Origin of the sequence: Bradyrhizobium cosmicum, assembly GCF_032290525.1 — a bacterium.
Taxonomy (GTDB): domain Bacteria; phylum Pseudomonadota; class Alphaproteobacteria; order Rhizobiales; family Xanthobacteraceae; genus Bradyrhizobium; species Bradyrhizobium cosmicum_A.
On sequence record NZ_JASXTA010000021.1, the window covers coordinates 1 to 26,439 of the forward strand.

Annotated in this window: 24 protein-coding genes; 13 read left to right on the forward strand and 11 right to left on the reverse strand. The window is 64.9% G+C overall.

Annotation, left to right across the window (positions count from 1 at the left end; all coding sequences use genetic code 11):
- Window positions 1-164 precede the first annotated feature (164 nt).
- The 5 genes from QSV46_RS30335 to QSV46_RS30355 form a co-directional block, all read right to left on the reverse strand.
- Entirely contained in the window at window positions 165-1,598 is a 1,434-nt protein-coding gene (locus QSV46_RS30335) for a bifunctional serine/threonine-protein kinase/universal stress protein (RefSeq protein ID WP_314960310.1), read from the reverse strand.
- A gap of 6 nt (window positions 1,599-1,604) precedes the next feature.
- Window positions 1,605-2,345 (reverse strand): metallophosphoesterase family protein, encoded by a 741-nt coding sequence (locus QSV46_RS30340; RefSeq protein ID WP_314960311.1) that lies wholly within the window; start codon window positions 2,343-2,345, stop codon window positions 1,605-1,607.
- 117 nt (window positions 2,346-2,462) lie between these two features.
- A complete protein-coding gene (locus QSV46_RS30345; RefSeq protein ID WP_314960314.1) occupies window positions 2,463-3,068 on the reverse strand; it encodes a hypothetical protein in 606 nt (201 codons plus the stop codon).
- A complete protein-coding gene (locus QSV46_RS30350) occupies window positions 3,061-3,747 on the reverse strand; it encodes a hypothetical protein (RefSeq protein ID WP_314960316.1) in 687 nt (228 codons plus the stop codon). The genes QSV46_RS30345 and QSV46_RS30350 overlap by 8 nt, the downstream gene beginning before the upstream one ends.
- Complete coding sequence (locus QSV46_RS30355) at window positions 3,744-4,529, reverse strand: MotA/TolQ/ExbB proton channel family protein (RefSeq protein WP_314960318.1); 786 nt, start codon at window positions 4,527-4,529, stop codon at window positions 3,744-3,746. The genes QSV46_RS30350 and QSV46_RS30355 overlap by 4 nt, the downstream gene beginning before the upstream one ends.
- Before the next feature lie 184 nt (window positions 4,530-4,713).
- Here QSV46_RS30355 and QSV46_RS30360 point away from each other — a divergent pair, with 184 nt between their 5' ends.
- Both QSV46_RS30360 and QSV46_RS30365 read left to right on the forward strand, forming a co-directional pair.
- Window positions 4,714-6,084 (forward strand): sensor histidine kinase, encoded by a 1,371-nt coding sequence (locus QSV46_RS30360; protein WP_314960320.1) that lies wholly within the window; start codon window positions 4,714-4,716, stop codon window positions 6,082-6,084.
- A 7-nt stretch (window positions 6,085-6,091) separates the two neighbouring features.
- A complete protein-coding gene (locus QSV46_RS30365; protein WP_314960322.1) occupies window positions 6,092-6,742 on the forward strand; it encodes a response regulator transcription factor in 651 nt (216 codons plus the stop codon).
- A gap of 14 nt (window positions 6,743-6,756) precedes the next feature.
- On the opposite strand, the gene QSV46_RS30370 is transcribed toward QSV46_RS30365, so the two are convergent.
- On the reverse strand, window positions 6,757-7,341 hold the full coding sequence (locus QSV46_RS30370; protein ID WP_314960324.1) for a TetR family transcriptional regulator: 585 nt from the start codon (window positions 7,339-7,341) through the stop codon (window positions 6,757-6,759).
- A 609-nt stretch (window positions 7,342-7,950) separates the two neighbouring features.
- On the opposite strand from QSV46_RS30370, the gene QSV46_RS30375 reads away from it, so the two are divergent.
- Complete coding sequence (locus QSV46_RS30375; RefSeq protein ID WP_314960326.1) at window positions 7,951-9,123, forward strand: M20 aminoacylase family protein; 1,173 nt, start codon at window positions 7,951-7,953, stop codon at window positions 9,121-9,123.
- Window positions 9,124-9,232: 109 nt separating this feature from the next.
- On the opposite strand, the gene QSV46_RS30380 is transcribed toward QSV46_RS30375, so the two are convergent.
- From QSV46_RS30380 to QSV46_RS30395, 4 genes are all read right to left on the reverse strand, one after another.
- Window positions 9,233-11,071 (reverse strand): caspase domain-containing protein, encoded by a 1,839-nt coding sequence (locus QSV46_RS30380; protein WP_314960328.1) that lies wholly within the window; start codon window positions 11,069-11,071, stop codon window positions 9,233-9,235.
- A 27-nt stretch (window positions 11,072-11,098) separates the two neighbouring features.
- Window positions 11,099-12,913: a caspase domain-containing protein gene (locus tag QSV46_RS30385; RefSeq protein ID WP_409997222.1), complete on the reverse strand. Its 1,815-nt coding sequence runs from the start codon at window positions 12,911-12,913 to the stop codon at window positions 11,099-11,101.
- A gap of 34 nt (window positions 12,914-12,947) precedes the next feature.
- Window positions 12,948-14,801 (reverse strand): caspase family protein, encoded by a 1,854-nt coding sequence (locus QSV46_RS30390; RefSeq protein WP_314960332.1) that lies wholly within the window; start codon window positions 14,799-14,801, stop codon window positions 12,948-12,950.
- Between the two features lie 174 nt (window positions 14,802-14,975).
- Complete coding sequence (locus QSV46_RS30395) at window positions 14,976-16,883, reverse strand: acyl-CoA synthetase (RefSeq protein WP_314960334.1); 1,908 nt, start codon at window positions 16,881-16,883, stop codon at window positions 14,976-14,978.
- 254 nt (window positions 16,884-17,137) lie between these two features.
- Between QSV46_RS30395 and QSV46_RS30400 the strand changes: the two genes are divergently transcribed.
- The 10 genes from QSV46_RS30400 (at window position 17,138) to QSV46_RS30445 (ending at window position 25,112) form a co-directional block, all read left to right on the forward strand.
- On the forward strand, window positions 17,138-18,223 hold the full coding sequence (locus tag QSV46_RS30400) for a SecDF P1 head subdomain-containing protein (protein WP_409997223.1): 1,086 nt from the start codon (window positions 17,138-17,140) through the stop codon (window positions 18,221-18,223).
- A gap of 263 nt (window positions 18,224-18,486) precedes the next feature.
- A complete protein-coding gene (locus QSV46_RS30405) occupies window positions 18,487-19,293 on the forward strand; it encodes a cyclic nucleotide-binding domain-containing protein (protein WP_314960338.1) in 807 nt (268 codons plus the stop codon).
- A 237-nt stretch (window positions 19,294-19,530) separates the two neighbouring features.
- Window positions 19,531-20,328 carry a glutamate racemase gene (gene murI, locus QSV46_RS30410; protein WP_314960340.1) on the forward strand — a complete coding sequence of 266 codons (798 nt, stop codon included), beginning with the start codon at window positions 19,531-19,533 and terminating at the stop codon, window positions 20,326-20,328.
- A 61-nt stretch (window positions 20,329-20,389) separates the two neighbouring features.
- Window positions 20,390-21,163, forward strand: coding sequence for an HpcH/HpaI aldolase family protein (locus tag QSV46_RS30415; protein ID WP_314960342.1), 774 nt, complete (start codon window positions 20,390-20,392; stop codon window positions 21,161-21,163).
- A 68-nt stretch (window positions 21,164-21,231) separates the two neighbouring features.
- Complete coding sequence (locus tag QSV46_RS30420) at window positions 21,232-21,615, forward strand: cupin domain-containing protein (protein WP_314960344.1); 384 nt, start codon at window positions 21,232-21,234, stop codon at window positions 21,613-21,615.
- Between the two features lie 109 nt (window positions 21,616-21,724).
- Complete coding sequence (locus tag QSV46_RS30425) at window positions 21,725-22,492, forward strand: acyltransferase (RefSeq protein ID WP_314960345.1); 768 nt, start codon at window positions 21,725-21,727, stop codon at window positions 22,490-22,492.
- Window positions 22,493-22,769: 277 nt separating this feature from the next.
- On the forward strand, window positions 22,770-23,387 hold the full coding sequence (rpsD, locus tag QSV46_RS30430) for a 30S ribosomal protein S4 (protein WP_314960346.1): 618 nt from the start codon (window positions 22,770-22,772) through the stop codon (window positions 23,385-23,387).
- Window positions 23,388-23,499: 112 nt separating this feature from the next.
- On the forward strand, window positions 23,500-23,727 hold the full coding sequence (locus tag QSV46_RS30435) for a hypothetical protein (protein ID WP_314960348.1): 228 nt from the start codon (window positions 23,500-23,502) through the stop codon (window positions 23,725-23,727).
- Window positions 23,724-24,008, forward strand: coding sequence for a type II toxin-antitoxin system RelE/ParE family toxin (locus tag QSV46_RS30440; protein WP_314960350.1), 285 nt, complete (start codon window positions 23,724-23,726; stop codon window positions 24,006-24,008). The genes QSV46_RS30435 and QSV46_RS30440 overlap by 4 nt, the downstream gene beginning before the upstream one ends.
- A 36-nt stretch (window positions 24,009-24,044) precedes the next feature.
- Window positions 24,045-25,112 (forward strand): threonine aldolase family protein, encoded by a 1,068-nt coding sequence (locus QSV46_RS30445; protein WP_314960352.1) that lies wholly within the window; start codon window positions 24,045-24,047, stop codon window positions 25,110-25,112.
- A 63-nt stretch (window positions 25,113-25,175) separates the two neighbouring features.
- Here the strand turns inward: QSV46_RS30445 and QSV46_RS30450 are convergent, their stop codons facing one another.
- On the reverse strand, window positions 25,176-26,438 hold the full coding sequence (locus tag QSV46_RS30450) for a serine hydrolase domain-containing protein (protein WP_314960355.1): 1,263 nt from the start codon (window positions 26,436-26,438) through the stop codon (window positions 25,176-25,178).
- Between the last annotated feature and the right edge of the window lies 1 nt (window position 26,439).

A 26,439-nucleotide genomic window follows, 5' to 3' on the forward strand; every position in this document is an offset into this window, starting at 1 on the left:
CTGATTGCGGGACATTCCGCCCTCAATCGCCGCCACCACGCGCTTCCGCAGATCAAGAGAGTAAGGCTTGCCCATCCGTGCTGGCCTCCGCCCAGCCAGCATGGTGAATCAGAAACACACTGATTTGGGAATCCCAAATCGATTCAGCCTAACCCCATCCCGCTTTAGCCCCACACCACGCCGGCGTCTGGTTTCGCCGCGGCCATCCGCGGCGGCCGCACCACGGTGACGGTGCAGGTCGCCTCTGCAGCCACCTTGGCCGAGACGCTGCCGAGCCAGGTACGCCTGAACGAATTTTGCCGCGCTCCGATGATGAGATGGTCGACCGAGTTCATCTCGGCGAATTCCAGCAGCGCCGTGGCGGGATCGACCGCTTCCAGCACATGAACCGACAGCCGGCTCTCGTCCAGCTTCAGCGGCGTGGCCCAATGCCTGAGCGCAACCAGACGGTCGATATGCTTGTTGGAGCCCTGCTCGTCCAGGGTCCGGTCGATCGCGATACGGTTGAGCTTCAGCACATTGAGACAGGCGAGCCGCGCCGACGGCAGCGTGGCGAGAATGCGTTCCGTCGTCATGCGCAACGCCTCGTTCAGCTCCGGCGCGCCTTCCTCGGTGTCAAGCGCGACCGCCAAAATCGGGCTCGAGGCGATCTGCTCTGCGACATCCGATTTCGCATGCGGCTGCATGACACCCTGGTTGAAGCGGCGCCGCCAGGCGACGCTTAACGGATCGCGCTTCAGCCGCTCCGAGCGTGTCGTGAGCCTGACCTGGTCCGGATGGGTCAGGTCGAAGGCGAGTTGGGACGCAGTCGGATAGCGCCGCACCGGCTCGATCTCCAGGCATCGCAGCACCACCTCCTGGAGCCAGGACGGATAGTCGCTGCGTAGCGCGCGCGGCGGATGCGGATCGCGCCACAGCCTGCGCCGCATCGCGCGCAGCGTCTCGCCCTCGCCGAACGGCCGCTCGCCCGTCGTGAAGAAATAGAGCAGCACGCCCAGCGAAAACAGATCGCTGCGCGGATCGTCGCGCACCCCCAGCAGCCGCTCCGGCGCCATATAGGGCGCGGTGCCGTAAGGCAGGCGGAACTCCTCCTGCAACAGATCCGGCAGATGGTTGTGGTGCGACAGGCCGTAGTCGATCAGCACCGCCTCGCCCGAATCGCGGAACATGATGCTGCTCGGCTTGATGTCGTGGTGGATCACGTTCTGCCGGTGCAGGTCGGCCAGCGCGACCGCGATCCTCGCAACCAGCCGGCGCGCTTCCTCGTAAGGCAGCGGCAGGTCGGGCAGCCGCTTGTAGAGCGTGGCCCCGGGAATGCGCTCGATCACCACATGGGCCTGGTGGGCGAAATCGCCAGTGCCGAAACAGGCTGGCACGTGCGGCCCGGCGAGCCGCGGCAATATCATCATCTCCATCTCGAAGGAGACGATCGCGGCAGGATCCTCGCCCTCCGACACCCGCGGAATCTTCATCAGCAGCGGCACGTCGATGCCGGGATGGGTGACGGTCCACAGCGTCGCCATGCCGCCGGCGTGGACGCATTCGCCGATGGTATAGCCGTCGATCTGCGCGCCTGACTTGACCAGGGGTTTCGGCATCGGCCTCTAGCGCCCTTGCGACAGCCGCTCGGCGAGCCAGGGCGGCAAGCCGTTCTCGCGGATGCGGCTCGCAGCCGTCTCGATGTCATAGGGCGCGCGGCAATAGGTGATCTGACAGGACACGGTGTCGAACAGCACGAAGGCCGCGGATGGATCGCCGTCGCGGGGCTGGCCGACCGAGCCGAGCACGGCGAGCCATTGCCGTCCGCGCAGCAGCGGCACGGACATGTCGGTCTTGGGCACAAGGCCGGTCATCTTCGCCGTCACCGACATCGAGTACAGCGCCGGGCGGTGGATGTGGCCGCAGAACGTGACATGGGCACGGGTCGATATCAGGCTCCTGGCCGCATCCGCCGTCGAGCGAACATAGTGCCAGCGCTGGGGGCTGGAGGCCTCCGAATGCACGAACAAGCGATCGCTATCCTCCACCAGCAGCGGCAGCTCGGCGAGGAACCGCCGCTGCGCGGCGTCGAGCCGGCCGCGGGTCCATTCGATCGCGATCTGCGCCTCGGCATTCATCGTCTCGGCCGAGGAATTGACCGCCTGATCATGATTGCCGCGCACGGCGACTGCCCCCTGGGCAACCAGCTTCATCGCGGTATCCACCACCCATTCCGGATCAGCGCCATAGCCGACGAAGTCGCCGAGCAGGACGAACCGCTCCGCCCCCTTCGCGCGGGCAACCTTCAGGCAGGCCTCGAACGCCTGCCGGTTGCCGTGGATATCCGAGAAGACAGCGAGAAGCACGCACCCTCCACCCTCAGGTTCTTATTGGAAGCCGATAAGGCCAAATTGAGGGAGGTCAAGAAGATGCGCCAGCGCGGGACGGTTTACCAGCGCGGCCCTGCCGCAATGGTGAAGAGCCTATTGCTCGTCCTTCGGCGGCATCCGGGGCGGTGGCAACGGCGTGAATACGACACCTTGCGCGCCGGCCGGTGGTGCCAGGAATTCGCCGGTCGAGGAATCGCCGCCGCTGGTCTCCAAAATGGTCTTCGGCGTCACATATTCCCGAACCATGTCGATCAGGCTGCCGTCGCCGCCGCCGAAATCCGCCGCGCGGCCGCCTTGCAGATGCCCCAGCGCAATCTCGTTCTCCGCTGCATGGGTCTTGTCGGCGAGGCGGTCATTGTAGGGCACGCGAAAGGCGCGCGGAATGCCGCTCGGGCGATTGTCCTCATCCAGTGCCTCGACCCAGAGATAAATCGAGCCGGGATCGCCCTCCAGCGAATGTGGCTCGACGATGCGGGTCTTCAGCAGCTTGAAGGCAGCAGGCAGCCGGTCGGAACTGGCCCAGCCGAGCAGCCCGCGCATTTCGGTGAAGCTGACGACATAGAACGCGCTGGTCACGACCACCGCGACCGCTTTGAACGACCAGTGCAGCCGCGCATAGACCAGCACGACCAGCAGCAGCGCGCCGATCACGGCGTAGGCGACCGAGAGCGTGAGGATGACCGTTTGCAGGTTAGTCACGGCGCACCCTCGTAGCGTTCTTGCTCACTCCGGTCCTTGGGTCGAGATCGGCGCCGTTGCGCCAGCCGCTGCGGAATGTCTCCAGCAGCGATTTCGGCCGTTGATCCACGTTGACGACCTTGCCTTCCGCGTCCAGCCGGAACCGCACCGCAGTCTTCTCGTCGCCGGTGTGGTCGAGCGTGAACTTGTTGTCGAAGACCACCTGCGCGGTGGGATTGAGTTTTTGTACCTTCACATTGGCCGTCACAGGCTCGCCGGTCGTAGCGACGAAATGCGAGACATTCACCGTGTATTCGCCGGCGACGATGCCACGCACCGTGACGATCTCTTCGCGGATCGGCGAGGCGATCTTCTTGCCGTTGACCATGATGAAGTCGTTGGCCCCGCCGCGGTCGTCGCGGTCGAGCGTGAGGAAGCCGGCCTCGCGGTGGCGGTACCAGGCGATGTTGCCAACAGGATCCTGCACGAACAGGTCGAGATCGTCGGGGTGGCTGTCCGGCCAGTCCAGCGTGATCATGAACTCCGCCTTGGAATCGATTTTGCCGTCCTTGGCGTCCGGGGAGACCGCGAGAAGCGCGAGGAAGAACAGGAAGGCGATCACCTGGAGCGCCTTGAACAGCATCACGCCCAGCGGATCGAACGGCTCCTCGCGCGGATAGAGACCGAAATCATCCATCATGACGGCGTTCCGGCGCCTTTAATCACAGCACCTTGGCGCTCGAGCACCGGCGTCACATAGGTCTCGGTCAGTACCACCGCCTCCGAGAACACCCGCTGGGTCGCGGCATCCAGCATGTAGTACTGGATGCGGACCAGGATCGAACCGACGAGGCCCGCCAGCGTCGTGTACATGGCAACCGCCATGCCGTCGCTCATCAGGCCCATCGAGGAGCGCATCGCGACCTTGTCGGCGGCATCCAGCCCCGCGATCGGCGCCAACATGATGATGAAGCCGATGATGGTGCCGAGCAGCCCGAGCTTCATCAGCGTGTCGGAGACGAAGGCGCCGAACCCGTTGGAGCCGCGCAACCGGTCGGCGAGCGTCCGCAGCAGCAGCGTCTGGTCGACCGGCCGATAATCCTGCGCCGCCGCCTTGGTTACGAGGCTCTCGATGTGATCCCGCACCAGCCCGCGCGGCAGCCCGGCCGCGCCGGCATCGAGCACCTTGCTGCCACCGGGGGCCGCCAGCGCCGCCCGGCAGCGCCGCGCCGCCGCCCCTTCACGGGCAATCGCCCGCGTGCGCAGAAAGCAGTGGCCGCAGGTGAGGACATAGAGCAGCGCAATCACGCTGGAAATGTAGGTGCGGTCAGAGGTCAGCATCAGGCGGATCAGGCCGAAGCGCCACAGCAGGACGACGGCAAAGATCGAAAGCCCGGTGAAGATCATCCAGAACAGCAGCGCGCTGCGCTCGGATGGGTCGGTCGTTACAGGCACGATCGGTCCAATCGTCATCGAGCTCATGGTGCACCGCTCCCGGCCTGTCGAGATTCCTGCCCAATTAGATCAAAGCCGCCGCGCCCGGTCCAAAGAGCCATGCCCAATCCGGCTTGGGAAATTTGCCCGAGCTGCAATTCTGCCGTTCACTGCAATTGGCAAGGCGCGGCGGCGTTGTTAGGCTGAGCTTACCAAACTTTGGGGTGATCGCATGCGCCTTGTGCTTCAGCTCGTCGCCCGTTTGCTTGTCATCGTCGCGCTGTGCCTTGGCGCAGCAACGGTGTGGGCCACCTTCGATGCCTATCGCAGCGTCGACCGGGCGACCGCGGCCTCGGCACAGCGGGTCGCGCAGGCGCTTCAGGCACTGTACTGGCACGAGTTCTTGTTGCGCAGCAGCAGAACGCGCGAGCAGCTCCTGCCGGTTCCGGAGTGGCGCACGCTGGAGACGATGAAGCTGATCTCGCCGGGCGTCTGCGTCGAGTTCCAGCCCACGATCGCATTCGAAAGGCCGCTCTGCGGCCAGAGTCAGGGCATCGGCAGGACGCCGCCGAGCTGGTTCGCGGCGATCGTACCGATCTTCCTCGGCAGCCACGCCGAGGTGATAAGGCCCGTCAGTCCCCGCGCGGCAGGCGCCGGGACGATCGTTGCGACGCCGGACGCCGCAGCGGCCATCTCGCTTGCCTGGGAGTACCTCCTCAACGTGGTCGATGTCGCGCTGCTGATGGCAGCGGCGATCTCGCTGCTCGCCTCGCTCGCCATCGCGCACGCGCTGGCGCCGGCGCGCACCATCGTCGCCGCGCTCCAGCGCATGGCGCGGGGCCAGTATCGCACCAAGCTGCCGCGCTTCCGCTCGATGGAGCTGGCGATGATCGGCAGCGCCGTCGGCGAGCTCGGCGGCCGGCTAGAGGAAGCGACCGAGCAGCGCGCGGCGCTGACACGGCGGCTGATCGAGATCCGCGACGACGAGCGCCGTGCGCTCGCCCGCGAGCTGCACGACGAGTTCGGCCAGAATCTCTCGGCCATCCTCGCCTTCGCCAACACCATCGAGACGGCGAGCGCAAGTCAGAGCAAGGACAACGGCATCGCGCAGGACGCCCGCATGATATCGCAGGCCACCCATCATCTGATGACCTCGCTGCGCGATGCGCTGAAGCGCCTGCGCAATCCCCTGCCCGACGAGCTCGGGCTCGAGGCCAGCCTCGTCAATCTCGTCGACAGTTGGCGTTCGCAGAGCACGGCGCGGCCGACGATCCAGCTCGACCTCAGGGGCGACCTCACCGACATCAGCGGCCCGGCCGCCACCACCGCCTATCGCGTCGCCCAGGAATGCCTAACCAACGCGCTGCGCCACGGCGCGGCACGCGAGATTTCGCTGCGCGTCGAGCGACGCGCGGGCGATGACGACGCATTGCTGATCCGGGTCGAGGACGACGGCGGCGGCGATGCGGCGCGCGTGGCACAGTCGGCCGGATTCGGCCTCACCGGCATTCGCGAGCGCCTCGCGGCGGCCGGCGGATCATTATCGATCCTGCCCGCCAGCCGCGGCCTCAGCGTCGCCGCCACCATTCCGCTCGCCGCATGAGGCCGGCATGAGCGAGGTTGCGGCATCAGGCATCTCCGTGCTGCTGGTCGACGATCATCCGATCGTGCGGCAAGGCTATCGGCGGGTGCTGGAGAGCCAGGGCGATCTCCATGTCGTGGCGGAAGCCGACAACGCGGCGGATGCCTACGGCGCCTTCAAGGCGCACGACCCTGACGTCGTCGTGCTGGATATTTCGATGCCCGGTGCGAGCGGGCTGGAGGCGATCCGCAACATCCGTGCGCGCAGCCCGCGGGCGCGCATCCTCGTCTTCACCATGCACAACGAGGCCGTGCTGGTGAAAGCGGCCTTCGGCGCCGGCGCCTCCGGCTTCGTCACCAAGAGCAGCGAACCCTCCGCGGTCGTCACCGCGATCCGCGCCGTCGCCCGCGGCGAACGCGCCATGAGCGATGATATCGCGCACATCCTGGCCGAGGACAGCCTGTCGGCGGGATCAGTGCTCGATCAACTGGGCGAGCGCGAGATCGAGATTCTGCGCCAATTCGCCGGCGGCGCCACCACCGAGCAGATTGCGACGCATCTCAATTTGAGCGTGAAGACGGTGCAGAACTATCACTACCTGATCAAGACCAAGACCGGCGCACGCACGGATGCGCAGCTGGTGCGGCTTGCGGCAGCCTGCGGGCTGACGAGGATTTAGCTGGGGAAAGTTGCTTACGCCTTCAGCCCGCGCAGCAGCAGCGCCAGCGTCGCATCCATGCGCGCGGGCAAATCTGAGTCCTTCCACTCGTCCGCATGGGCCGGGTGATGGAAGCGGACGGTGGCATCGAAGATCGCGCGCGCAGTGGTCTTGACATCGTCCACCGCGAACACGCCCTGCTTCACGCCATCAGTCAGGATCGCCGCGATCTGGTCGATCATGGTGTCCTTGTGGCACTTGACGGCCGCGCAGGCTTCGCGTGCCAGCGTCAGATAGGTCTCGAACATCTCGGGGTCGTCGAGCACGCGCGAACGTTTTGCGGCGAACAGCGTGCGCAGCCAGCGGTCGAGGCGCACAGGCGCGGGGCCCTGCTCCTCGGCGATCGCCAGCAAGGGCGCGTCGATGCGGTCCAGCCAGCGCTTGGCGACCGCCTCGCGTAGCGAGGCTTTGCTCGGGAAATGGCGATAGACGCTGCCGTGGCTCACATCGAGCGCACGGGCAACGTCAACCACGGTGGCCTTGGCAAGTCCGTAGCGCCGCAGAACGTCCTCGGTGACTTCGAGGATCCGCTCCGGCGTCAAAACAACGGCTTCGTTCATGCCAGCACCTTGTTCCCGTTCAGAGGTTCACCCGGCGATGGAGCTGCTTCCGAAGCGCCCACACCGGTCGTTCGGAAAGCTCTCGCCTCAATGAGGCAGTTTTGCAGCCTGCGCCGCGATCTGGCGCGCAACCAGTAAATTGAGCCAATGCCCAATCGTCCCGGTGAGATTGATGATTTCGGTCGTCATTGTCTTAAGTCTCCATTCGTCCGCGATCCCCTCTCTTCAATTTCGCCCCTCGATCCACATTTGTTTCGGATCTCAGGTTTGCCGGGGGTAGCCGCGGGACGCCCAATCGGAGCGTCCGAGAACGGATATACACGTCTCGCTGACAGATTTCAATATCTGTCAGTCAACGATCCGTGATTGACAGCCAGTTTTTTCGGTTCCGGCCTGGGTCGCTGGCCGTCGTCCGCCGCATCTGAGCCTGTAGCAGCCCATCATCCCCCGCTACCTTGCGCCGCCGCCTGTTTCGCCCTCCCCCTCTGCTAAATCGCGGCGTAGAAAGCACTTTGGCCGGCCCCTCGGGCCACCGTCCCAGATTATCCCCGGCATCGGGCGGGTTACGCTACGCTCACCGCGCCCTGCGAAGAAGAAACGGATCCCTTCATGCCCATCGTCAACCGCGTTGCCGCCCTCTCCGACGAAATGGCCGCCTGGCGCCATGACTTCCACGAGAATCCGGAGCTGCTCTACGAAGTCCACCGCACTGCCGGCATCGTCGCCGACCGCCTGCGCGAGTTCGGCTGCGACGAGGTGGTGACGGGCATCGGCCGCACCGGCGTGGTCGGCGTGATCCGCGGCCGCAAATCGGCCTCCGGCAAAGCCGTTGGGCTGCGTGCCGACATGGACGCGCTGCCGATCATGGAGACGTCAGGCGTGCCGTACGCCTCAAAGGTCCCAGGCAAGATGCACGCCTGTGGTCATGACGGCCACACCGCGATGCTGCTCGGCGCCGCCAAATACCTCACAGAGACGCGCAATTTTGACGGCACGGCCGTGGTGATCTTCCAGCCCGCCGAGGAGGGTGGCGGCGGCGGCAAGGCGATGGTCGAGGACGGGCTGATGACGCGCTGGAACATCCAAGAAGTCTACGGCATGCACAACATGCCGGGCCTGCCCGAAGGCCATTTCGCGACGACGCCCGGCGCGATGCTCGCCTCCTCCGACAACATCCAGATCACGGTCCACGGCAAGGGCGGCCACGCCGGCGCGGGTCCGCACAAATCGGTCGACAGCGTGCTGATCGGCGCGCAGATCGTCAATGCGCTGCAATCGATCGTGGCGCGCAACGTCGATCCGCTGAAATCAGCGGTCATCTCGATCACGCAATTCCACTCCGGCACGGCCTTCAATATCATCCCCGAGATCGCCGAGCTCGGCGGCACCGTGCGCACGCTCGATCCCGAAGTGCGCGATCTCGTCGAGCGCCGCATCGGCGAGGTCGCCGACAACGTCGCCCGCGCCTATGGCGGCTCGGCCGAGACGAAATACACGCGGATGTATCCGGTGACGATGAACCATGCGCGCGAGGCCGGCCTTGCCGCCGACGTCGCCCGCGACATCGTCGGCGCCGATCGCGTCAACGACAAGTTCATCCCGATGATGGGCGCCGAGGATTTCTCCTTCATGCTGGAGGCGCGCCCCGGCGCGATGGTGCTGGTCGGCATGGGCGACGGCAACGAGTGCCACCACCCGTCCTATGTCTTCAACGACAACATCCTCGGCCACGGCGCATCGTTCTGGGCGCGCCTCGTCGAGACGCGGTTACCGGCGGGCTGAAATCGTAGCGTGGTCGGCCCTGCGGCTGCGCGCCGCTCGGCGCAACCCGATCTGCTCCGGCGACAGCAAATTGAACATCTATGGCATCGGCCGCTTCACGGCGGAATCATCAGTTACATTCTTCCTGCTGACCGATAGTGGTTGTCCCTGCCATTCTGTTTCCTATTCGGCAGCCAGGCTTGACCGGGCGACATCCGGCATTGTTGCAAATAATCTGGCCAGTAGCCTGCGGCCTTGCCGGAGCAGTCTCGATCTGCTTTCGCTCCGTATCCCGCTTCCGAGACTCATCCCGCGTCGCTACGGGCTTTTTCTCAGGAATTTTCTCGCACTCGTTATCGTCACCAACGCGATAACCGGCGCGGCAGGTGATCTTCACGCATTGATCGCCGTCGGCCTTGAATCCGAAATTGCAAACGAGCGGGCAGACCCGTCCTGGCTTTGCCTTCAGCGCATCGAGCGCGTCGATACTAGCGAGCTTCACATCGAACTGCGTACCGGCATATTTGTTGAACAGCGTGAGCGAGCGTTGCGCGGCCGACGACCACCCGCCCTCTGCAGTCGACGTAAGGCAGCCGACGCGACGTAATTCGCTCTGCAAGGATTTTGTCAGCTCGGCCGTGGATAATGTGGATGTCGATGCCGGAGAGAGTGCGGCCACTTTCTGGTTCTCGGCTTCGGGCATTTGCCGATCGGGAGCCGGCTTTGCGCCCTGCTCCGCTTTCTCTGCAGCCTGTTTTGCAGCGAGCTCCGCCTTTGCCTTCTCCGCGGCCTGCTTCTCGGCCTGTGCTTTTGCGGCGGCAGCCTCAGCCACCTTGCGCTGCTGTTCGGCTGCCTCGGCCCTTGCCTGCTCGATCTGCTTCTGCTTCTCCGCGACGATCCGGGCGTCGTCGGCAGCTTTGGCCGCCGCAGCCGCCTTGTCCTGCTCGGCCTTCTGGGCGCGCTCGGCAATAAGCCTTGCCTTCTGCTGCTCGGCCGCATTGGCTTTTTGCTCGGCCGACGCGCGCGTCTCTTCGGCGGCGATCTTGTTCAGCTGGCCCTTGGCGAGGTTGGCATAGAACCCCTCGGGATATTGCGCCAGGAACGCTTCCCAGCCGTCGCGCGTGCCGAGTTGGAGCGCAAGTTCATAGTCTCGCCGGAGCTCAGACTGCGGATTTGCCTGCGGACCGCTCGCGACCGGCTTGGCAGGAACCAGCGGCACGTCATCGCCGCCCAGCGAGCCATACACGAAGGGCTCCTGCTTGTTCGCGGTGCTCCTCAGCACATCGTCGCGCACGAAGCCGAACGCCTTGCGCAGGTCCAGGCCGGGCTTTGGGAGGTGCTCTACAAGCGCCGTCGCAAACGGGCTGTTTCTGGAATCGCCATCCGACGCCGTCGAGCCCGCCTTTGCCGCAAACGCGATCATCGTATTGGGACTGGTCGGCTCGACCTTGGCAAGCCCGCGGCCGATTGCGCGGTAGGCCACCGTGCGCTTCATCGTCTTGGCGAAGGGATTGTCGCGGCAGGCATCGAGAATGACGAGACGAAGCTGTTTGGCCGGCTCGATGCTCACCAGCACGCGGTCGATCGGCAACGCCTCATCGTAGACGTCGGTGTCGGTTTCGAGCGCGGCATCGATCGGGATCAAATAGTTGGTGCCGTCCACCTCGAGACCATGGCCCGCATAGTAGACGATCGCAACATCGGCGTCTCGCGTCCGTGCGACGAACTCGCGCAGCGCCTTGCGCATTTCGGGCGCGTTCAGATCCTGCCTGACGTCAACCGTATCGAAGCCGGCTTTCCTGAACATGTTGCCCATCAGGATCGCGTCGTTCACGGGATTGCCGAGCTTGGGCGCGCTCTTGTAGGCGGAATTGCCGATCACGAGCGCGACGCGCTTCTCGGCCTGCGCGGCGGCACAGCCGAGCCAGCTTGCAAGAATCACGAATGCGAGAAGCCTAAATCCTATCATCAGAGATCCAACAATGCTCGATGGCAGTCAGTTGCATATCTCCGTGGTGACTGTGACCCCGATGTTAAGCTTCGTCGTTCCGAGACGGCACCCTTTTCCAACCGGCCGGCATCCTGCGCCGTTGCAGACCATCTGGCCGGACGCTTGGGACTTCGGCGCCGCAGAATCGGCATCTTTCCGGTCCTGATCGCGCTTTCTGGAATCATCGCGCGTCGCGACCGGCTTCTTCTCCTGAACCTTCTCGCATTCGTTGTCGTCGCCGACGTGATAGCCGGCGCGGCAGGTGATCTTCACGCATTGATCGCCGTCGGCCTTGAAGCCGAAATTACAAACGAGCGGGCAGACTCGCCCCGGCTTGGCCTTCAGCGCATCGAGCGCGTCGACGCTGGCGAGCTTCACATCGAACTGCGTGCCGGCATATTTGTTGAACAGCGTGAGCGAGCGCTGCGCGGCCGACGACCACTCGCCCTCTATAGCCGGCGTGAGACAGCCGACCCGGCGCAATTCGCTCTGCAGGGATTTCGCGAGATCGCCGGGCGGCGGAGCACTCGGCGGCGGCGCCAGCGCAGCGACCTTCCTGCTCTCGGCATCGGCCGCCTTCTTCTCCGCAGCCTGCTTCGCTGCGGCCTCAGCCGCCGCTTTCTCGATCGCCTGCTTCTCCGCGAGCGACTTGGCCGCGGCAGCTTCCGCCGCCTTGCGATCTCGTTCGGCCGCCTCCGCCTTGGCCTGCTCGATCTGCTTGGCCCTCTCGGCCGCAACCCTCGCCTCTTCCGCGGCTTTCGCGGCGGCGGCAGCTTTGTCCAGCTCGGCCTTCTGGGCTCGCTCGGTCGCGAGCCTCGCCTTCTCCTGTTCGGCCAGACGCGCCTTCTCGGTCGCCGCTGTGCGATCCTCCTCGGCGGCAATCTTCTTCAACTGCACGCGGGCGAGGTTGGCGTAAAAGCCATCCGGGTAGGTCTGGAGGAATGCTTCCCAGGCTTCGCGCAGGCCGGCTTGAAGGGCGAGCTCGTAGTCCTTGCGTATACTGTCCTGTGGATTTGCCTGCGGACCGGCTGCGGCGGCCGGCCTTGCCGGCACCAGCGGCACATCGCTGCCGCCCAGGGAGCCATAGACATACGGCTCCTGCTTGTTGCCGGTCTTCTTCAAGACGTCGTCACGGACAAACCCGAACGCCTTGCGCAGGTCGAGCCCGGGCTTCGGCAGATGATCGGTCAGCGCCACCGCGAACGGGCTGTTGCGGGAGTCGCCGTCGGACGCCGTCGATCCCGCCTTGGCCGCAAAGGCGATCATCGTGTTCGGACTGGTCGGCTCGACCTTGGCAAGCCCGCCGCCAATCGCGCGCGAGGCCAGGGTGCGCTTCATCGTCTTGGCAAAGGGGTTGTCGCGGCACGCATCGAGGATGACGAGCCGAAGCTGCTTGGCCGGTTCGACCGCATACAGCGCGCGATCCAGCGCGATCGTCTCGTCGAGGACGTCGCCGTCGGTTTCCAGCATGGCATCGGTCGGAACGAGATAGTTGCTGCCGTCGAGCTCGATGCCGTGGCCCGCATAGTAGATCACCGCCATGTCGGCATCGCGCGTCCTGGCCGCGAACTCGCGCAGCGATCGCCGCATTTCGCTGGCATTGAGGTCCAGCCTGATCTCGACCGTATCGAAGCCCGCGTTCCTGAACATGCCGCCGACCAGCCCGGCGTCGTTCACGGGGTTCGCGAGCCGCGGCGCGTTCTTGTAGGCGGAATTGCCGATCACGAGCGCAACGCGCCTCTCGGCCTGCGCGGGTGCGCAGGCGACGAGAAATGCAAAAATCAAAGCGCAGAAGAATCGAACAATATTCACGTAAATCATCCGCGGACCTTGAGAACCTGTCGGTCGGGAAAGGCTAATTGCACACCTCGTAGGAGCCTCCCGTAGCGGTATTTGAGCTGACCCGGCCAGGGATGACTCCGCTGACGAGCCGACATCCCTTCTGGACCGGGCGGCAGCCTGTCGAGCTGCAAATGATCTGCCCACTCGCCTCGGGCTTGGGAGGAGCGGACTCCGTCGTCCTCCGCTCCGCGTCGCGTTTTGACGAGTTTTCCCGCGTCGCGACCGGCTTCTTCTCCTGTACCTTCTCGCACTCGTTGTCGTCGCCGACGCGATAGCCGGCGCGGCAGGCGATCTTCGCGCATTGATCGCCATCGGCCTTGAAGCCGAAATTGCACACCAGCGGGCAGACCCGTCCCGGCTTCGCCTTCAGCGCGTCGAGTGCGCCGAGGCTTGCGAGCTTTGCGTCAAACTGGGTGCCGGCATATTTGTTGAACAGTGCCAGCGAACGCTGCGATGCGGCGCTCCAGTCGCCGTCCGCAGTTGTGGACAGACAGCCGACACGGCGCAATTCGCTCTGCAGGGATTTTGTCAGGTCAGCGGCCGACAAGGTGGATGCCGGCGCCGGCGAAAGCGCCGCAACTTTTTGCTCGACCTCGGGCATCTGCCGATCGGCTGGCGGCTTTGCGGCCTGCTCCGCCTTTTCTGCGGCCTGTTTGGCAGCAAGCTCGGCCTTGGCCTTCTCCGCGGCCTGCTTCTCGGCCTGTGCTTTTGCCGCGGCAGCTTCGGCCAGCTTGCGCTGGTGCTCCGCCGCATCAGCCCTTGCCTGCTCGATCTGCTTTTGCTTCTCCGCCGCGATCCGGGCCTCTTCGGCGGCCTTGGCCGCCGCGGCCGCCTTGTCCTGCTCGGCCTTCTGGGCGCGTTCGGCGATCAGCTTTGCCTTCTGCTGCTCGGCCGCATTCGCCTTTTGCTCGGCCGACGCGCGCGTCTCTTCAGCGGCGATCTTGTTCATCTGGCCCTTGGCCAGATTGGCGTAGAAACCTTCGGGATATTGCGCCAGGAAGGCTTCCCAACCATCGCGCGTGGCAAGCTGCAGCGCGAGCTCGTAATCCCTGCGAATTGAATCCTGCGGGTTGGCCTGCGGGCCGGTCGCGGCCGGTTTGACCGCAACCAGCGGCACGTCGTCGCCGCCGAGCGAGCCGTAGACATAGGGCTCCTGCTTGTAGCCCGTGCTCTTGAGCACGTCGTCGCGCACGAAGCCGAAGGCCTTGCGCAGATCGAGTCCCGGCTTCGGAAGGTGCTCGACCAGCGCGGTGGCGAACGGGCTGTTGCGGGAGTCGCCGTCGGACGCTGTCGAACCTGCCTTCGCGGCGAAGGCAATCATCGTGTTGGGGCTGGTCGGCTCGACCTTGGCGAGCCCGCGTCCGATCGCGCGCGAGGCCAGCGTGCGCTTCATGGTCTTCGAAAAGGGATTATCGCGGCACGCATCCAGGATGATCAGGCGCAGCTGCTTGGCCGGCTCGACCGCGAACAGCGCGCGCTCGACCGGGATGGTCTCGTCGAGCACGTCGCCATCGGTCTCCAGCGTCGCGTCAGTCGGAATGAGATAGTTGGTGCCTTCCAGCTCGATGCCGTGGCCGGCATAGTAGATCACCGCCATGTCGGCATCGCGCGTCCTGCCGGCGAACTCACGCAGCAGGCGCCGCATCTCGCTGGCACTGAGATCCAGCCTGACGTCGACGGAATCAAAGCCCGCCTTCTTGAACATGCCGCCGACCAAGGTGGCATCGTTCACGGGATTGCCGAGCTTGGGCGCGCTTTTGTAAGCCGAATTGCCGATGACGAGCGCGACCCGCCGGTCCGCATGGGCCGGTCCAGAGGCAAGGCAAATCGCAAATATCAATAAGGCAAATAGCCGAAGCGGAATCACTTGCGTCCCCCCGGATGCAATTCCATGAGACTATTCGGTAGCGTCGCGGATTGCCAATTCTTCCTCTGTGACATCAGTCACATAGGGCCTCGCCAGCAGCAGTATGGATAATGCGGGGAAGCGCCGCCCTTCCCGTCGAGCGGGCGAAGCCAAAGCCTGATCTGTTTGGGCTCGCTACGCCTGCACCACCTCGTGGCGCATCACGAACGGTGCAAGCAGCGCGTGTACCTCGCTCGCAACCGCCTCGCGTTGCTCCGAGGGCAGGCCCGCCAGCGTCACAGTCGCGATCGAGCCGTGGCTGCCATGGGCACCGACCTTCACCTTGCAATCGATGCCGCGCTCGACGAGCGGCGCGAGCACCTTGGTGAACACGCGCTGCGCGGCGTCCCAGCGGAGCTGCGGTTTGAACACCTTGCCGACGCCTGTCACCGGCATCGGGTCGATCGGAATGACCTGCACCGGAACGGCGGCGCGCTCCGGCGTGCGCTCGCGCACCCACGTCTCCAATTCGCCGGGCTCGACCTTGGCGCCCGGTTTCAGCTGCACGTAGCCGACCGGCAGCTCCCCGGCATAGGCGTCGGGCTGGCCGACCACCGCGGCGAAGCCGACCGCAGGATGCCGGAACATGATCTCCTCGATCGGCGCCGGATCGATGTTGTGGCCGCCGCGGATCACGAGATCCTTGGCGCGGCCGGTGATCCAGAGATAGCCCTCGGCATCGAGCCGGCCGAGGTCGCCCGAATTGACCCAGACCTCGTCAACGAAGGCGCCCTTGTTGTGCTCGTCGTTGAGATAGCCGCCGAACACGCCGGGCCCGGCCATGACGACCACCCCGATTTCGTCCGGCGCACAGTCGCGGATCAGGCGGCCGTCGGCGTCGAGCTGCACGATGCGCACGCGCGCGTAGGGCATGGGAAGCCCGACCGAGCCGAGCCGGATCGGCCGCGACGGATAGGCCAGCGTGTGCACGCTCGACGTCTCGGTCATGCCGTAGACCTCGACCACCGGCAGCTTGAGCTTCTCCTGGATCGCCGAGCCGACCGCGACCGGGATCGCCGAGCCGCCGCCGGCCGCATATTTCAGGCTGGAGATGTCGGCATTGCCGGGCGGCACCGCGAGCGTCGCCGCGAGCACCGTCGGCACGCTCGACAGCGCTTCGGGCTTGAAGCGCGCGACCAGCCCCCAGATGTTCTTCACCGCATTCGGATTGCGCCAGCCGCTCGGCGACAGCACGACCAGCGAGCCGCCGCTCGATAGGGTCGCCAGCACCTGGGTCAACGATCCCCCGACGTGAAACAGCGGCATGCCGAACAAAAGGTTGGAGCCCGGTTTCGGCTTCAGCAGCAGATTGAGCGCCCAGGCCTGGTAGACCTGGTTGGCGTGGGTGTGTCGCACCAACTTTGGCGTGCCGGTGGTACCGCCGGTGTGGAAATAGGCGGCGATGTCGCTGCCCGAAATCTTGCGCCCGCTGACGAGCCGGTCGGAGGGCTGCTGCTTGATCAGGTCGTTGAAGGCAAAGATGCTCTTGTCGGGATCGCCGCCGCCGAACACCTGCACGATCGCCTTGAGATGCTTCAGCTGCGGCCGGATCTGCTCGACCTTCTGCCAGATATCGGTGCCCGGCATCGGCCCGAGCGCCACCAGGATCTTGGTGTTGGCAGCTTCCAGGATCTCCGCGATCTGATGCGGTTCGAGCAGCGGGTTGACGGGATTGGCAATGCCGGCGGCCTCGGCGCCGAGCAACGTCACGAAGGCATCGGGCACCAGCGGCAGCATGAAGCTGACGACGTCGCCCTTCTCGACGCCGAGCGCGTGAAACATGTTGGCGGCCTGCGTGACGCGCGCAATGAGATTGCGATACGTCACCACGACAGGCGTATCCGCCGGATCGGCATTTTGCAGAAACTGGATCGCCGCGCCGTCCGGATTGCGCGCAGCACCGAGCCTGACGGCATCATAGGTGCTCTCGGCCGCGACGCGATCGGCGTAAGGGACCTGTTCGAAGGCCCGGACGTCTTCGTCCGTCAAAAACTCGGGATAGTCATCGCCGATGAACCGATCGAGCGCGTGGATGCCCGCCATGGAATTCCGTCCTCCCTCAGATGCACTTCCCCGCCCCCTGTCTTTTGACATTTTGGTTCGGCGGGGCCCCGACCGACAGGCCGGTCGAGCACGGACAGAATGGTGGATGATTGAGCGTTCGTCCATGGCCTAACGGTTACGGTAGTCACACTCGGATCGAGGCCTTTGAACCTCCGCGCCCGATCGGGGGACCAAGAACATGCACTGGAATCGCCTGCCAGCGTCCTGCCGCAAGACTTGAGGTGATCTTGACCATGCCCCCGCAAAACCGCGTCACACGGCTGATTGCCGCGCTCGCCATGACTTCGGCGATTATGGCGATCGCCCTGCCCCGCGCGGCGATCGCTGGAGACAGCCAGTTCGACAAGATGCGCGCCAAGATCGCGGCCTTCGTCGGCGACAAAGTGGAGAAGCTGGGCGGCTCGCGCATCACCTACAAGGTGGACAGCGACGGCTTGCGCGCGAGCGTCGTCACCGATTTGCGCGACGACGTCTACAAGACCCTGCGCGAGGGCAAGATCGCCTTCTCCGGGCTTGCGATCCGCGACGGCGGCGTCGAATTGAAGATCGCGGATGCCAGGGGCCGCGAAGAGCTCAAGCGCAAGCTCGCCTCGGCCGCGGAGGGGTTGCCGTCGCATGCACTCGCCGCGACCGACGGCGGCGACGGACTGGTCAGGCTCGCGCCGACCGATGCCGCATCCGCCGCGCGGTTGCGCGATCTGGTCGAAGATTCCATCGCCATGATCGAGCAGCGCCTCAAGGACGCCGGCATCAACCTCGCCAGCGTCCAGCCCGAGAGCGCGGATCGCATCAGCATTTTCATCCCGGGCGTGATGGATCCCGAGCGCGTGACCGCGATCTTCGCCAGGAAGGTCAAGGTCAGCTTCCGCCTGGTGGACCTCTCGATGCCGGGCGGGCAGGCGCAATCCGGCACGGCGCCCGCGGGCTCGGAAGTCCTGCTCGGCTTCAAGGACAAGCTCCCCTATCTGGTCGCCAAGGACAGCGCGCTGGACGGCGACGACATCAGCGATGCCGGGCCGGGCTTTGCCAGCGCCACGAAGGAGCCGATCGCCTCGTTCCGCTTCAACGGCCGCGGCACGCGGCGCTTCGCCCACCTCACCGCAGAGAACGTCGGAAAGCCGTTTGCAATCGTGCTCGACGACAAGGTTATCGCCGCTCCCGTGATCCGCGAGCCCATCACCGGCGGCTCCGGCCAGATCTCCGGCAATTTCACACTGGAGGAAGCAAACAGCGTCGCCATGATGCTGCGCGCCGGTTCGCTGCCCGGCCACCTCGGCCTCGTCGAGCAGCAGGTCGTGCAGCCCGCCGCGAAGCCATAAGGCGGAGTCCGGCTTGCGCTCGCCTCGTCGGGTGCCGAGGTCCCTCCGCGCCGCCGAAGCTCACGCCCAGAGGCCCCGAATCGCGGGCGCGCCAACGTCATACGCGCAACCAACGGGCAATTGCCGAAACGCCCGATCAGGCTAAAATTTGCCTCTTGCGGCACGACGGCCAAAGGCCTCATTTCAGGCGGTCGTCATTCGATTTCGGCTATACCTGTCGAGCATACCGACCAGGACCGAAGGCCTTACGCGGGGTTAGTACCATGCCGTCCGGCAGCGCAGACATTTCCTCGATCCTCGACCGCATCCTCGAGGCGGCCACGGATAACCTCAGGATCGCGAAGATTTTGGTCCAGATGGGCCTCGATCCCAACAACGTCACCTATGACGCGATCTTCAACCGGATGCTGGAGATCTTCGTCCACAACATCACGTTCGCCAATCTGTTCGCCGCAGTCGGCGCCGGCTTCTTCGTCGCCACCCTCTTGATGCGGACGATGGTGCCCCTGCGCGTCGCCAACATGATCGGCTGCGCGTTCTTCGCCGTCTTCGGCGCGCTCACCGCCAACGTCGCGACGTTCCTGCTCTATCTTCTGCTGCTTCCGATCAACGCCCTGCGCCTGCGGCAGATGCTCAAGCTGGTCAAGAAGGCGCGCCACGCCGCCGAGGGCGACATGTCGATCGAATGGCTGAAGCCGTTCATGACCGAACGCAAATATCGCCGCGGCGACACGCTGTTCAAGCTGCGCGATCCGGCGAACGAGATGTTCCTCACGGTGACCGGCAAGTTCCTGGTCAAGGAAATCAACATCGAGATCGGCCCCGGAGCGCTGATGGGAGAGCTCGGCTTCCTCACGCCGGACAACCGGCGGACCGGAACGGTCGAATGCATCGAGGACGGACAGGTGCTGACGATCACCTATGACCGGCTGCTCGAGATCTACTTCCAGGACCCGCAGTTCGGCTACTACTTCCTGGTGCTGACCAGCCAGCGCCTACTGCAAAACATCGACCGCTTGCAGAAGCAGCTGGCGACGGAGCGGGCGGCGACCACGAACCGGATCGCGTGACCTTTGTGCAGTCCTGGCGCGACGCCGCATCCTGCTCCATCATTTCGATCGCAGCGAAATTCACGCGGGCTCTCCGGAGTTTTGCGGGCCTGTGCCTGCTCGCACCGCAGCATGGCTGCCGACAGCGGGAACATGCGGCAATCACGGAATGGAATCGCTCCAAATTCGCGCCAAGCAGGCCCGCCGCAAAACCGCCCCAAAAACCGAATGGTAACCATGCCGGGCTAGGGTAACGACGTGACAGACTCTCCGACGATCCTGGTGTTTGATTCCGGCCTTGGCGGGCTCACGGTGCTGCGTGAGGTCGTGGCCGCACGCCCGGACGCACATTACGTCTACGTCGCCGACGACGCCTTCTTCCCTTACGGGCACCACAGCGAGGACGAGATTATCGCCCGCGTCGTGCCGCTGATGGGGGAATTGATCGGCCGCCACGATCCCGACCTCGTCGTCATCGCCTGCAACACGGCGTCCACGCTGGTCCTGTCCCACTTGCGCGCGGCTTATTCCGTGCCCTTCGTCGGCACGGTGCCGGCGATCAAGCCGGCCTGCGCGCAGTCGAAGAGCCGCCGCGTCTCGGTGCTCGGCACCAAAGGCACGGTGAAGCGCGAATACACCAAGACGCTGATCCGCGATTTCGCCCTTGGCTGCGAGGTGACGCTGGTCGGCTCGCCCGAGCTTGCCTCGCTCGCCGAGGCCGAACTTAGCGGCACCCCGATCAGCGACGGCGACATCCTCGCCGAGCTCGCCCCCTGCTTCGTCGGCGATGCCGCGGACGCAGGCGCGCGCACCGATACGGTGGTGCTGGCTTGCACGCATTATCCGCTGCTGCTCGACCGGATGAAAAAACTCGCGCCCTGGCCGGTCGAATGGATCGACCCGGCCCCCGCCATCGCCCGCCGCGTCTCGGATCTGCTCGGCGTGCGGATCGGCGGCATCGCGCAGTCCGGCGCCGAGATGATCTTCACCTCGAACCGCGCGCATCGCCTCAGCGCCATGTTGACGCCGTTCTTTGGCGGCCGCGCGCTGGCCTGACTTTCCGAGCTAACGGCGCGCTGCTAGGTTTCGCCGTCGTCATCTTGCGCAAGGTCATCTCATGTCGCTGCCTGCAACGCCGCTCAACCGTCTCCGCCAATTGTGGAGCGAAGGGCGCCCCGCCTTCGGCGCGATCGCGACCATCCCGAGCGTGCAGACCGTGCAGATCATGGCGCGCTCGCTCGACTGGATCATCGTCGATCTCGAGCATGGTCCGATCGGACTGACCGAAGCGCATGCGATGATCGCCGCGACGACCGGCACGCCATGCACGCCGCTGGTGCGGATCGCGGCGAACGAGCCGTGGCTTGCGAAAGCGCCGATGGACATCGGCGCTTTCGGCATCAATTTCCCGATGATCACCAATCGCGACGAAGCCGAGAAGGCGGTGCGCAGCGTGCGCTATCCGCCGCGCGGCGACCGTCTCTGGGGCCCCTTCCACGCGCCGTTCCGCTGGGGCCAGTCGATGCCCGACTACATGGCCAGCGCCGATGACGAGATGATCTGCATGATCACCATCGAGCATGTCGATGCGGTCAATCGCATCGACGAGATCATGGCAACGCCCGGCATCGACGTCGCGGTGATCGGTCCCGGCGATCTCGCGACGTCCATCAACAAGCGCGGCCAGATGGACGATCCGGAGCTCCTGGAGCTGGTCGCGCGCGCCGAGGCCGGCATCCTCCGGAGCGGCGTGCCGATCGGCGGCGTCGCCCGCACCGCCGATCAGGCCAACCAGTTGGTCGACCGCGGCTACCGCGCGATCGCGCTCGGCTTCGACTGGTCGCTGTTCCAGCGCGGCATCATGGCGGCGTTCGAGGGGATCAGGCGCTGAACCGCCGGAGCAAGGCCTTGCCGGGAACTGCCGCGCTGCTAGGCTCAGCCGTTCCAGGGAGGAAAATCATGCTCAAAAAGACTGTGCTTGCTCTCGCCTTTGCCGGCCTCGCCGTTGCGGCCTTCGCTCAGCAACCCAGCATCAAGCGCACCCCGCTCCAGAAGGTCGAATTTCCGGATAGTTACAACACCATCACCGCTATTGCGGAAATCCCGGCGGGCGGCGCGGCCGGACGTCATACCCATCCCGGGATCGAAACCGGCTATGTGCTGGAAGGCGAGCTCAATCTTCTGATCGACGGGCAGCCGGAGAAAACCCTCAAAGCCGGCGATTCCTACCAGATCCCGGCAGGCGTCGTGCATGACGCCAAGGTCCACGGCGACAAGTCTATGAAAGTGCTTGGAGTTTACGTCGTCGACAAGACCAAGCCGCTGGCCTCGCCGGCACCCTGATGCGGCGAACCGACCGGCCCCAAGCGGGTTGGTTCGTGCTAGGAGAAATCAGGCGGCGAGCGGGAACCCACTCGCTGCACATATTTTCATCCTCGGGAACCGGAGACTGATGCGCGGGACGCCCAAGACCATTTCGCTGCGGCGCCGCCTGATTTGCGACCTGATGCGCGCCTCGATGGGCGTGCCGTTCGTCTCGCTGTCCCGTTCGCTCAATATCCGTCCCCTGCTGGAGGCCCGCGCAGATGCGATGGCGCCGGCCGGTTGGGCGGCGATGTTCGTCAAGGCCTTTGCCCTGGTCGCCAGGGACGAGCCGGTCCTGCGCACCGTCTACGCCAAATGGCCGTGGCCGATGCTTTACGAACTGCCGAAGAGCGTGGCGTCGATAGCCATCGCCCGGGTCGAGGACGGCGAGGAATGCGTGCTGCCGCAGCGAATCGCCGCCCCTGAAACCATGACGCTGGCCGCGGTGGACACCGAGATCCGGCGCGCCAAGACGGCGCCGATCGCGGACATCCCGATGTTCCGCAAGATCATGCGGGCGACCCGGCTGCCGCTACCGCTGCGGCGCCTGTCCTGGGCGATTGGCCTGAATTTCGGCCGGCAACGAGGCAACTGGTTCGGCAGCTTCGCGGTGAGCTCGGTGGCCGCCTATGGCGGCGGCGAGCTGCATCCCATCACGCCCGGCCCCTTCATCGTCAATTACGGGATGGTCGAGCCCGACCAGACCATCCATGTCGTGATCCGCTGGGACCACCGGGTCACCGACGCCGCCCCCATCGCTCGGGTCCTGACCCGGCTGGAACAGGCCCTGAACACTGAAATCGCCGCCGAATTACGCTCGGCGGGGCCGAAGCCGATCCGGGTTGTCGGGACGTAGAATACCGTCGTTCCGGGGCGGCTCGCAGAGCCGGACCCGGAACCTCGAGATTCCGGGTTCGCTCTGCGAGCGCCCCGGAATGACGGCTAAACGATTGACAGAACGACCCACATTCACCTAAAAGCCGCCTGCTCGCGGGCCGATTTCGGCCCGCGAAGCGTTTCGCGACCCGTGGTCCTGTCCCTTAAGCTTTGGGGATCGGGCCTGTCAGTGCCGGACCTAGGTCCGTCACACAGGAGGGCGCGTTTCCTCAAACCATGTACCTGAAGAGGACGCGATGACTAAGCGCAGTGAGGCGAAGTACAAACTCGATCGCCGTATGGGCCAGAACATCTGGGGCCGCCCGAAGAGCCCCGTGAACCGCCGCGAGTACGGCCCCGGCCAGCACGGCCAGCGCCGCAAGGGCAAGCTCTCCGACTTCGGCGTGCAGTTGCGCGCCAAGCAGAAGCTGAAGGGCTATTACGCCAATATCTCCGAGCGCCAGTTCCACGGCATCTATGTCGAGGCCAGCCGCCTCAAGGGCGACACCGGCGAGAACCTGATCGGTCTTCTGGAGCGTCGTCTCGACGCGGTCGTGTACCGCGCCAAGTTCGTCTCCACGATCTTCGCCGCGCGCCAGTTCATCAACCACGGCCACGTCAAGGTGAACGGCCGCAAGGTCAACATCTCGAGCTACCAGCTCAGGGTCGGCGACGTGATCGAGGTCAAAGAAGCCTCCAAGCAGCTCGCCCACGTCCTCGAAGCGAGCCAGCTCCCCGAGCGTGACACGCCCGACTATCTCGAAGTCGACCACGGCAAGATGACCGCGAAATACATTCGCATCCCCCACCTCTCCGACGTGCCGTTCCCGGTGCAGATGGAGCCGCATCTGGTCGTCGAATTCTATTCGCGCTGATAGTTTCGGCATCAATCGCTCAAAGGCCCCGGTTTCCGGGGCCTTTTTGTTGTGACCGGCCATTTCCGTGTTTCGATCCACTCGTGCTATGATTGCGTAGTGGAGCTTGATCATGACGCGTCTTCTTGAAGAAGCCTTCAACAAGGTTTCCGCCCTATCTGATTCAGAGCAAGACGAGCTGGCGCGCACCCTGCTTGAACTCGCCGGGGTCGATCAGCCTCCGATCCAGCTGACGGCAGCGGAAGAAGCAGACCTCGCCGAGGCCGAAGCTGAAATCGCCCGCGGCGAACTGGCTAGCTCCGACGAAGTTCGCGCGATGTGGGCCAAGCACGGACTGTGAACGTCCGTTACACAAAGCGGGCACTCGCCCAGATCGACGAAATTCTGACCTATATCGAAGCGCGATCGCCCCAGGGCGCGGGCCACGTCCGCGACCGCATTGTCGCTCTGATCGCGCTGCTCCAGACTCATCCTTATGCAGGGCGACCGACCACTCGTGCATACGTCCGTCGCTTGCCGGTCAATCCTTATCCCTATCTGATAGACTATCGTGTGACCGCGACGGAAATCGTTATCATGCGGTTTCGTCACGCCGCCCGGCGTCCACCCAGAACTCGCTGACAGCGAGTGACTGCCATTCCCTCAGGGAGCAAGTTGATGCTCTACACCCCTCCCCCGATCGATCCGAAGGCGCCGCCGGTGCGCATCAATCTGCTGTCGGACACGCAGACCAGGCCGACGCCTGCGATGCGCGAGGCGATGGCGCGGGCCGAGGTCGGTGACGAGCAGGTCGGCGACGATCCGACCGTGAACGCGCTGTGCGAGCGCGTCGCGGATTTGCTCGGCAAGGAAGCCGCCGTGTACATGCCCTCCGGAACGATGTGCAACGTCACCGCGACGCTGGTGCACTGCCGGCCCGGCGACGAGATCCTCGCGCACGAGACTGCCCACATCATCGCTCGCGAAGGCGGCGCCCATGCCGCGATCGGCGGCTTCCAGGTCACGCAGCTGAAGGGCCCCGACGGCCAGTTCACGCCGGAGACGTTCCGGAAGGCGCTGCATCCGCGCACACGCTACCAGCCGCCGCAGACGGTCGTCAGCGTCGAGCAGACCGCCAATATCGGCGGCGGCACGATCTGGAAGAAGGCCACGCTCGACGAAATCGTCGCGATCGCCAAGCAGCACGGCCTCGTCACCCACATGGACGGTGCGCGCCTGCTCAACGCCACTGTCGCAAGCGGCATCTCTCCGCGCGACATGACGGCGGGATGGGATACGGCCTGGATCGACTTCTCCAAGGGTTTGGGCGCGCCGATCGGCGGCGTGCTCGCCGGCACGCGCGCCTTCATCGACGCGGTCTGGCAGTGGAAGCAGCGCCTCGGCGGCTCGATGCGGCAGGCCGGAATCTGCGCGGCCGCCTGCATCTACGCGCTCGACCATCACGTCGAGCGTCTTGCCGACGACCACGCCAATGCGCGCGCGCTCGCCCGCGGGCTGTCGCAGATCGCAGGCGTCGAGGTGCAGGAGCCCGAGACCAACCTTGTCTTCTTCAAGCCCGATGGCACTGGCGTTGCCGGCGACAAGATGGTTGCGGCACTCCGCCAGCGCGGCGTGACGCTCGCGATGATGGACGGCCGTATCCGCGCCTGCACGCATCTCGACGTCAATGCGAGCCAGATCGAGGAGACGATCGGCTATGTGCGCGAGATCGTGCGTGGGGCGTAATCAGAGCGTTTTCGAGCGAAGTGGATACCGGTTCGCGTAAAGAAAACGCGTCGAAACAAAAATCTACCGCCCCATCGCCTGATAAATCAGCGTCTTCAGCGCGAGTTGAATCCGGCCGCGCTGTGACGGGGTCTGCATCATTAAGATCCCGAACAGATCGTCTTCGGGATCGATGAAGAAGAAGGTACCGCCGACGCCGTCCCAGCGATATTCGCCGAGCGGCCATGACGTCCCCGCCGGCACCGAGGTGCGAACGGCGAAGCCGAGACCGAAGCCGGAGCTGCCGCCCGGATAATAGTTCTGGTCGCGCGCGATCTTGGTCTCCGGCCCGATATGATCCGACGCCATCAGCGCGATGGTCTCGGGCTTGAGATAGCGCCGGCCTTCAAAAGTGCCGCCGTTGAGAAGCATCTGCGAGAAGCGCGCGTAGTCGCCGATCGTACCGACGAGGCCGCCGCCGCCCGACTCCCACCTCAGCGGTTTCCTGATATCGCGCAGCTGCGTCATCGGGCTGATGGCGCGATCCGTCGGCAGCGGCTCGGCGATGCGCGGCCACTTGGCGGGATCGGCGACATAGTATGCAGTGTCCGTCATCCCGAGCGGATCGAGCAACCGCTCCTTCTCGAACTGGAACAGCGATTTCCCCGAAATAACCTCGACGATGCGGCCGAGCACGTCGGTGGAGTGGCCGTAATCCCAGCTCGTGCCGGGCTGTTCGGCGAGCGGCAGCGCGGTGATCTTCGCGACGAGTTCGGCATTGGTCAAAGCCTTGTTGTCGAAAAGACCGGCATCGGCATAGAGCTTGTTCACCAGGCCCCCGCCATAATAGCCGTAGGGCAGCCCAGCGGTGTGACGCATCAAATCCTTGATCGTCACGGGATGATGGAGCGGCTCCAGCTCCAGCGAAATCTTGCCGTCCTCGGCCTTCTTCTCGACGCCGACTTTCATCCCGCCAAACGCCGGAATGTATTTTGCGATGGGATCCTCGAGCGAAAGCTTGCCCTCCTCGACCAGCATCATCGCCATGACCGTGGTGACCGGCTTCGACATCGAATAGAGCCGGAAGATCGTGTCCGCGCTCATCGATATCCCGGTCGCGACGTCGCGGACGCCGAAATTCTCGTAGTAGACCGGCTTGCCGTGCTGCTGGAGCAGCAGAATCGCGCCCGGAAACGTGCCGGCCGCGATCTCGCCCCGGATGTAATCGGAGACCTTTGCCAGACCTTCTGGCGAGAAATTGTGGGCGCGTCCCTCGGAGCCCGCCCGCGCACCGACTGCACTGAACAGAAGAACGAGCGCCGCGATCAGCCCGCGGCGCCCGAACATC

Coding starts and splice junctions, on each gene's coding strand:
- QSV46_RS30450 (WP_314960355.1), bottom strand. CDS start 26,438: ATGTTCGGGCGCCGCGGGCTGATCGCGGCGCTCGTTCTTCTGTTCAGT.
- QSV46_RS30365 (WP_314960322.1), top strand. CDS start 6,092: ATGAGCGAGGTTGCGGCATCAGGCATCTCCGTGCTGCTGGTCGACGAT.
- QSV46_RS30400 (WP_409997223.1), top strand. CDS start 17,138: ATGCCCCCGCAAAACCGCGTCACACGGCTGATTGCCGCGCTCGCCATG.
- QSV46_RS30360 (WP_314960320.1), top strand. CDS start 4,714: ATGCGCCTTGTGCTTCAGCTCGTCGCCCGTTTGCTTGTCATCGTCGCG.
- QSV46_RS30420 (WP_314960344.1), top strand. CDS start 21,232: ATGCTCAAAAAGACTGTGCTTGCTCTCGCCTTTGCCGGCCTCGCCGTT.
- QSV46_RS30405 (WP_314960338.1), top strand. CDS start 18,487: ATGCCGTCCGGCAGCGCAGACATTTCCTCGATCCTCGACCGCATCCTC.
- QSV46_RS30435 (WP_314960348.1), top strand. CDS start 23,500: ATGACGCGTCTTCTTGAAGAAGCCTTCAACAAGGTTTCCGCCCTATCT.
- QSV46_RS30335 (WP_314960310.1), bottom strand. CDS start 1,598: ATGCCGAAACCCCTGGTCAAGTCAGGCGCGCAGATCGACGGCTATACC.
- QSV46_RS30380 (WP_314960328.1), bottom strand. CDS start 11,071: ATGATAGGATTTAGGCTTCTCGCATTCGTGATTCTTGCAAGCTGGCTC.
- QSV46_RS30445 (WP_314960352.1), top strand. CDS start 24,045: ATGCTCTACACCCCTCCCCCGATCGATCCGAAGGCGCCGCCGGTGCGC.
- QSV46_RS30385 (WP_409997222.1), bottom strand. CDS start 12,913: ATGATTTACGTGAATATTGTTCGATTCTTCTGCGCTTTGATTTTTGCA.
- QSV46_RS30355 (WP_314960318.1), bottom strand. CDS start 4,529: ATGAGCTCGATGACGATTGGACCGATCGTGCCTGTAACGACCGACCCA.
- QSV46_RS30415 (WP_314960342.1), top strand. CDS start 20,390: ATGTCGCTGCCTGCAACGCCGCTCAACCGTCTCCGCCAATTGTGGAGC.
- QSV46_RS30395 (WP_314960334.1), bottom strand. CDS start 16,883: ATGGCGGGCATCCACGCGCTCGATCGGTTCATCGGCGATGACTATCCC.
- rpsD (WP_314960346.1), top strand. CDS start 22,770: ATGACTAAGCGCAGTGAGGCGAAGTACAAACTCGATCGCCGTATGGGC.
- QSV46_RS30425 (WP_314960345.1), top strand. CDS start 21,725: ATGCGCGGGACGCCCAAGACCATTTCGCTGCGGCGCCGCCTGATTTGC.
- QSV46_RS30350 (WP_314960316.1), bottom strand. CDS start 3,747: ATGATGGATGATTTCGGTCTCTATCCGCGCGAGGAGCCGTTCGATCCG.
- QSV46_RS30375 (WP_314960326.1), top strand. CDS start 7,951: ATGCCCATCGTCAACCGCGTTGCCGCCCTCTCCGACGAAATGGCCGCC.
- QSV46_RS30370 (WP_314960324.1), bottom strand. CDS start 7,341: ATGAACGAAGCCGTTGTTTTGACGCCGGAGCGGATCCTCGAAGTCACC.